The sequence below is a fragment of the Sungkyunkwania multivorans genome (assembly GCF_042675645.1).
Classification (GTDB): Bacteria; Bacteroidota; Bacteroidia; order Flavobacteriales; family Flavobacteriaceae; genus Sungkyunkwania; species Sungkyunkwania multivorans.
Window position 1 is genome coordinate 1 of sequence record NZ_JBHTJH010000027.1, and the last position, 5,653, is coordinate 5,653.

The window sequence follows — 5,653 nt, forward strand, 5'->3', positions numbered from 1 at the left end:
TTTAGTAAACTGATCATCCAATGATTTAATAAGTTTACGCACGCCTTCCCTGGGAAGGGATCTGCGTCTTTTGTGTACGATCTCAAGAATCTGTTGTTCTATCTCTAAACGTTTGTCAGCTCTGTCTTTATACTTATAGTAGGCATCACGTTTAAGTCCAAGACACTTGCAAACAGTAGTCAAAGACGCAAACCCTTTGGTTCTTTCCTTGGTTATTACTAAGGTTCTATACTTAGCTTTTTTTTTAGTTCTGCCACGGATCTGTAGCCCAAATCTTGAGCAGCTACTTCTAGGTAGGATTCCAGTACCATGGCATCCAGATCTTTTTTCAGCAAGAGTTTTTTAAGCTGTTCGATCTCTTTTTGAAGTTGTTTAATGCGTGTTATCTCGTCTTTGGTCTTCACGGTCACTCTGGTGTTCATAAGGTCCTTACGGTTGTACTTCTTGATCCATTCATTGATGGTGGTTGGATTGATACCGTAGGCCTTACCTAATTGGTACTTGTTTAGTTTTCCGGTGGTAAGTTCGTCTAAAATTTTCAGTTTGAAAGGTTCTGAATACCGTCTGATCACTTTGTCGTTTTTATACATAATGTTTGAAATTATGTAGCCTTTATTCAGGACGGGTCAAAATGTTTTACAACGGTCTCGGCTATGATTCTGGCGCGGATAGGGCATGAGCCGCGCGAGGGCCTTGTCCGCCGTAAAGGGCGAGTGCCAAGACTGGTTTTTGTTTGTACTAAAGATAAATGATTTGTGGGAAAGTTCGTCTGTAAACGAGAGGTAGCGTTTGATTATAGCCGTTGTTAGCTACCGTTGTTTTATTATTCTTTTTAATTCTTCTAAACTTAGAGTATCCAATTCGCGATGAAGCATTCTATGACAATTTGCACAAACCAAAGCTAAATCATTCATTGATGTAGAAGATTCGCCTTCTATTTCAGATAATGGTGTTTTATGATGACATTCCATAAATCCTTTTCCTAATTCCCCATAGACTTCATAAAAGTCAAATCCGCAAATTTCACAATCTAACTTTCCGTGCTTCTTTAGGTAATTCTCTTTTTTCTTTTTGTTTAGTTTTGAATTCCGTTCTCTGTGCTTGTGTAATTTGTAAATTACTTTTCCTTCTTTTACTTTTAATTGTTCTTCCTCGTCATCTTCTCCAATTCGATAAAGGCTTTTATTTAATTCCGAATTAGAAACAGTTTTCTTTATCTGTTCAGCAATTTGTTTAAGCCTTTCGTTGTTGTTTTGAAACTCAAAGAAAACTTCTTCGTCAAGCTTGCTATATCTGTCCATTCCTTTACCGTCATATTCGGGATCAATTGCTTTGAAGTTGTTTAACTTCATAGATACGCCATTCGGATTTCTAAATTTCAAATTATCAATCCTCTCTTTATGAATAGGAAGCCTATTTAGTATTTCGGAGATTTCAATGACTTTCGGATTCTTGCTATCCATTTCCCTAGGTTCAATCGAGTGATAGAGGTCAAGTGCAAGTATTATTTCATCTCGATGCCATTTCGGTGGTTTCATTGCTTTTCAAATGGTAGCTAACGGTCTCGTATAACCGTCAGTTACGGGTTAATATACGTTAATTTTCGGTTTAAGCACTAGCCTTAGCAATTCCGAGTGGATTCGGACGTAGTCGAATCCGCCGTAATTGCGGTTATACATTGTTGTGGTGTCGTTTTTATATTCAGAATATCCATTTAATCACAGTTACAAATCCGATAATGATTAGAATTACGATTGACGCAACAATTCCAAAGATTAAATATCCACCTAATTTATCTTTAAAAGTCTGTTTGTATTCAGAATTAGTATTTTTCCGTTTATTTTTTTTGGGACTAAATTTTGGAACATAATTAGCTTTCTTTTTGCTATCAGCTTCCAATTCCGCTAATTTGTTTTGAGCAAATTCCGAAAGTTTGGATTTGTCACCACGAAATACAATTTCCTGCAAAATTTGATATCCAGAATAATTTACTGATTTTTCATAAATCTCAACGCAGTTTTTTATTCGGTCGTCGGTTGGTTCAGTCAGAATCCAATATTTTCCAGCAGAGTCCAAAAATCCGCTTTCATAGTATAATTCAGCGAGTTTATTCCACAATTGAGTTTCGTTTGGGTTTTCCTGAATTAAATTCCGCAATCTGTCAGACGCTTTGAATTTCAGTCCGTTTTCAATTTCAGAATCTATTTTCTCTAACTTTTCTTTCAAACTCACAATGTTTCTCTTAAATGCACCACAACGGTTTGGCTATGAGCAGTTGGGGATTTCATGCTCTTACCTTTCAGTTTAGCACAGTCCTTTGTTTTAAATTTCGGTTAAGCACTTAAACCCCAATTGCTTATAGCCGTTGTTGTGCTTTCGTGCTTTATTCCAATTCTTCTCCGTTTAAAAGTCGTTCAATGTTCTTTTTGGTATCTTGATTTGGTTCAATTTCTTCTAGTCTTTTAACTTTTTCAGTTATTTCGTTAGACCAATTTTCAGATTTCCATTTATCCAAAACTCGGATTGCCATATTTCTGTTTCTAGTAACTGGGCTATCTAAACCTACAAGAATCAATTTTTCTCCTTTTTTGGGGTAATTTTCTAAAAATGTAATCACACTATCTAAAGAAGAATGTTTCTGAAAGTCATCTCCAATTCCCATAGAATCTTTTGGTCCAGAACCTAAAAATTCTAATGGCAAATTCTTAATGGCAAAATCTATGACTTCATCAACATTGTTTTCTTTTGCATTTGCTGTAACATCATACCATGCTGAACTGTCCATTGGGTTTTGCTGTAGTTTTTTCCAAACTGTATCCCAAAGGTCAATTCCAAGTTTTTGAGCAGCTTGTTTACCATTCCAATATTCAATATTGTCGGAACTCTTTAAAGCAATTTTGACTTCTTCAGTCCAATCTTTAGAGTTTAACAACTCATTAATGTCAATAAGGCAATTGGATAAATCGTTTTGATTCCAATTGTTTAGTGTTTCATTTTCTGCTGGCGATTCTTCTAGATAATCCTTAATTCTATGAAGCGTTATATAATTTGAGATATTGAGATTTCGTGTTTTTGAATGTCTAATGAAGTTTTCAATTGTTTCACTTGATTCATCATAACCAGACATTCCAACAGCTGGACCTTCATCCATTAATGCAACAATTATATCACTAGCAGAAGAGTAAAGTTCATCCGAGATTTTCTCTGTTTTTAGTTTTTCGTTTAGCATTCCGTTTTTAGCACAGGACAATGCTAAATATTCATACATAATGTTGTTCTTATAACCATCATATACAAGCCAATCTCTAATCTCACTATTCAATTCCATTTCAGCTAACCTGTCCACTAACTGGATTTTTCCCCAACCGTCAACATGTTTAGCAAGTTCCCATAAGTCTTTAACGAGATTGTCAGAAAGATTTGATAGTGCTACAGTTGAAAAAACGGTAAACTCGTCATGCAGCCCTAGTATTTTAATATCTTCTATTGGTTTCTTGTTTTGACATAATCCGAGAATAGCAACTCCAAACTTTACTGTATTTCGATTATTTGTTTTAGTAGCTAGCTTGTTTGCATAATTATACAAGTGCGGTTCAATTGGTAATGAACTTTGTACTAATTTTTGTAAAAACTCGTCTATAATACCAATTACGCTTTCATTTTCCGTTACTTCTCTATAAAAGTCTGATTTACTTTGAATATTTCCGTCTTTGGCAATTTTTTTAATTAGGCTGACGAGTTGTTTTATTCTAGTTTTCGATTCTTCGGTTTCGTCAGCTCCAAACATTGCATCCATTAAGCCTGGGGCAAATTTTATTTCATCATCAGCCTTTTTTTCGTCTGGCAATTTCTCAGCCGATTCTTTCAAAGAACCGTCTTCATTTAGATTCGCTTTTAAGTGCCGAAGTATTGAATCGTCAGTTTCCCATTTAAGGATTTCTTTCGGTTCTTCTTTATTCAATATTTTTTTAATCCAATCTATCATTCTGAATGTTTCTCTTGCATGAAGCACAACGGCTCTAGCTATGGCAAGTGCGGGATTTTGAAACCGCTTTCTTGTCCGCCTACCGTAAATTTATTTAGTTGTAAAATCTTCATTTTTAAGCAGTCAGCCCGCATTTGCTATAGCTGATGTTGTGCAACGTTTTTATTTTTTTATTCTGGTCAGTTTTGGAGGTCCACCGCCATGTAAATGACTTTCAGGATAAGTTAATTCCCAAACACTGCCATTTAAATGCTGATAGCGTTTTGTCCATCCATCTTCACTAATTTCAATTTCTGTCAAGTCGTTGTTAATCATTGATTCGATCAATTCACAATTTGAATCAGCGACAACTTTACCATCCTTAAAAACCCATTTCCCAATTAGTTCTTTTTCCATTGTTCGTAGGATTTTAGTAAGTCAGGTTCTCGTTCATTGAGTAATTCTTCATTGTCCGAGATTATAGCTTCAAGTTCTTTAGTTAGCTTAGGTTCAAGATTCCAAAACTCTATTTCGCTGGTCAAAACAGCTTTTAATAAGTCTCCTTCATAATAATCCCCTTCAGCCAATATGTCCTGTCTCAATTTCTCGAGAGCAAGAGGTATCAAAAACTTAAGTCCAATATTTTGACCAATCATTATTCTAAGGTCCTCTATTTCGAAATCCTTGAGTGGCTTTTTCCTGAGTTGGTGACAAGTCTTGACTAAATGGCTTTCATAATCTGGTTTGCCCCAATAGTCCTTTTCTAAATTTTCTAAAGACTTCTCTAGCCAATTATTTTCATATTTCGTCTCTGTCGTTTTCAAGGATAATTTCGGTTCTTTTAAATGTTGCACAACGTCCACGGCTATGAATTCGACGCGCTTGGACAGCAGTTTTGGGTAGCTTTTTACACCCAAAAGTGCTGCTGTGGGAATGTCGGATTCACCGTGAGTATTAATTTAAGTGAAAAGTTAGTGATTTTAGCTCAAAACCCTGGCGTTGATTTATAGCCACTGTTAGGTGCTGATTTATTCAGATTCGATTTGAGATATTAGTCTTTGAATTTTATTCATGCCAATGTCACTTAATCCTCCAAATTTCATATTCGGTGAGAATGGCAATGATTTGGTCATTTTACAATCTTTCAAGCACAAAAACACTTTTCCTATCTGATTATCTTGACTATCGAAAAATCTGAGGATATATTCCGATTCATCAACACTCCATGTAGTTTCATTCCAGCTAAAGTTCACAGGATTGTTGAAAAATTTAATTAAATCATCACTTGAGTTGGGGTTCGCAGTTTTACTTGTCAATCTACTTAAGAGCCATTTGTTCTTATATAATTTGACGTATGAAGTTTTTCTTCTTGGAAATCTATACTTTGTCTCACCAAAAAACCTTGCATAAAAATCTTCAATGGCGACTTCGTTATCATTGAATAACGCCATATCCTCATTTTCGAATGTTGGCTGATGGGAGAAGATACCATTCCTGTCTGCTTTATCAATGACAAGCAATATGCTAATACTTACTATTGAAAGGAAAAATAAAAATGGCTTTTTCAAATAACTTGGTTATAAATTGACCCGTCCTGAATAAAGGCTACATAATTTCAAACATTATGTATAAAAACGACAAAGTGATCAGACGGTATTCAGAACCTTTCAAACTGAAAATTTTAGACGA

The 5,653-nt window shown here is 35.2% G+C and carries 8 protein-coding genes; all 8 read right to left on the reverse strand.

Annotated elements, in window-relative coordinates; all coding sequences use genetic code 11:
• On the reverse strand, positions 1 to 183 hold a 183-nt coding region (locus tag ACFQ1M_RS18360), incomplete at its 3' end, for a hypothetical protein (RefSeq protein ID WP_386411361.1).
• Positions 184 to 218: 35 nt separating this feature from the next.
• Positions 219 to 590 carry a transposase gene (locus ACFQ1M_RS18365; RefSeq protein WP_386402678.1) on the reverse strand — a complete coding sequence of 124 codons (372 nt, stop codon included), beginning with the start codon at positions 588 to 590 and terminating at the stop codon, positions 219 to 221.
• 219 nt (positions 591 to 809) lie between these two features.
• Positions 810 to 1,538, reverse strand: a complete 729-nt coding sequence (locus tag ACFQ1M_RS18370; RefSeq protein WP_386411363.1) for an HNH endonuclease — start codon at positions 1,536 to 1,538, stop codon at positions 810 to 812.
• Between the two features lie 163 nt (positions 1,539 to 1,701).
• Entirely contained in the window at positions 1,702 to 2,226 is a 525-nt protein-coding gene (locus ACFQ1M_RS18375) for a DUF6584 family protein (protein WP_386411366.1), read from the reverse strand.
• Positions 2,227 to 2,383: 157 nt separating this feature from the next.
• On the reverse strand, positions 2,384 to 3,985 hold the full coding sequence (locus ACFQ1M_RS18380) for a hypothetical protein (RefSeq protein ID WP_386411369.1): 1,602 nt from the start codon (positions 3,983 to 3,985) through the stop codon (positions 2,384 to 2,386).
• Positions 3,986 to 4,147: 162 nt separating this feature from the next.
• Complete coding sequence (locus ACFQ1M_RS18385) at positions 4,148 to 4,381, reverse strand: Imm27 family immunity protein (RefSeq protein WP_386411372.1); 234 nt, start codon at positions 4,379 to 4,381, stop codon at positions 4,148 to 4,150.
• Positions 4,366 to 4,788, reverse strand: coding sequence for a contact-dependent growth inhibition system immunity protein (locus ACFQ1M_RS18390; protein WP_386411375.1), 423 nt, complete (start codon positions 4,786 to 4,788; stop codon positions 4,366 to 4,368). Before ACFQ1M_RS18390 ends, ACFQ1M_RS18385 begins: the two co-directional genes overlap by 16 nt.
• 204 nt (positions 4,789 to 4,992) lie before the next feature.
• Entirely contained in the window at positions 4,993 to 5,532 is a 540-nt protein-coding gene (locus ACFQ1M_RS18395; protein ID WP_386411378.1) for a hypothetical protein, read from the reverse strand.
• Between the last annotated feature and the right edge of the window lie 121 nt (positions 5,533 to 5,653).

Excerpts from the sequence above, each read along its gene's own strand:
- ACFQ1M_RS18365 (WP_386402678.1), bottom strand. The coding sequence starts at position 590 with ATGTATAAAAACGACAAAGTGATCAGACGGTATTCAGAACCTTTCAAA.
- ACFQ1M_RS18370 (WP_386411363.1), bottom strand. The coding sequence starts at position 1,538 with ATGAAACCACCGAAATGGCATCGAGATGAAATAATACTTGCACTTGAC.
- ACFQ1M_RS18380 (WP_386411369.1), bottom strand. The coding sequence starts at position 3,985 with ATGATAGATTGGATTAAAAAAATATTGAATAAAGAAGAACCGAAAGAA.
- ACFQ1M_RS18385 (WP_386411372.1), bottom strand. The coding sequence starts at position 4,381 with ATGGAAAAAGAACTAATTGGGAAATGGGTTTTTAAGGATGGTAAAGTT.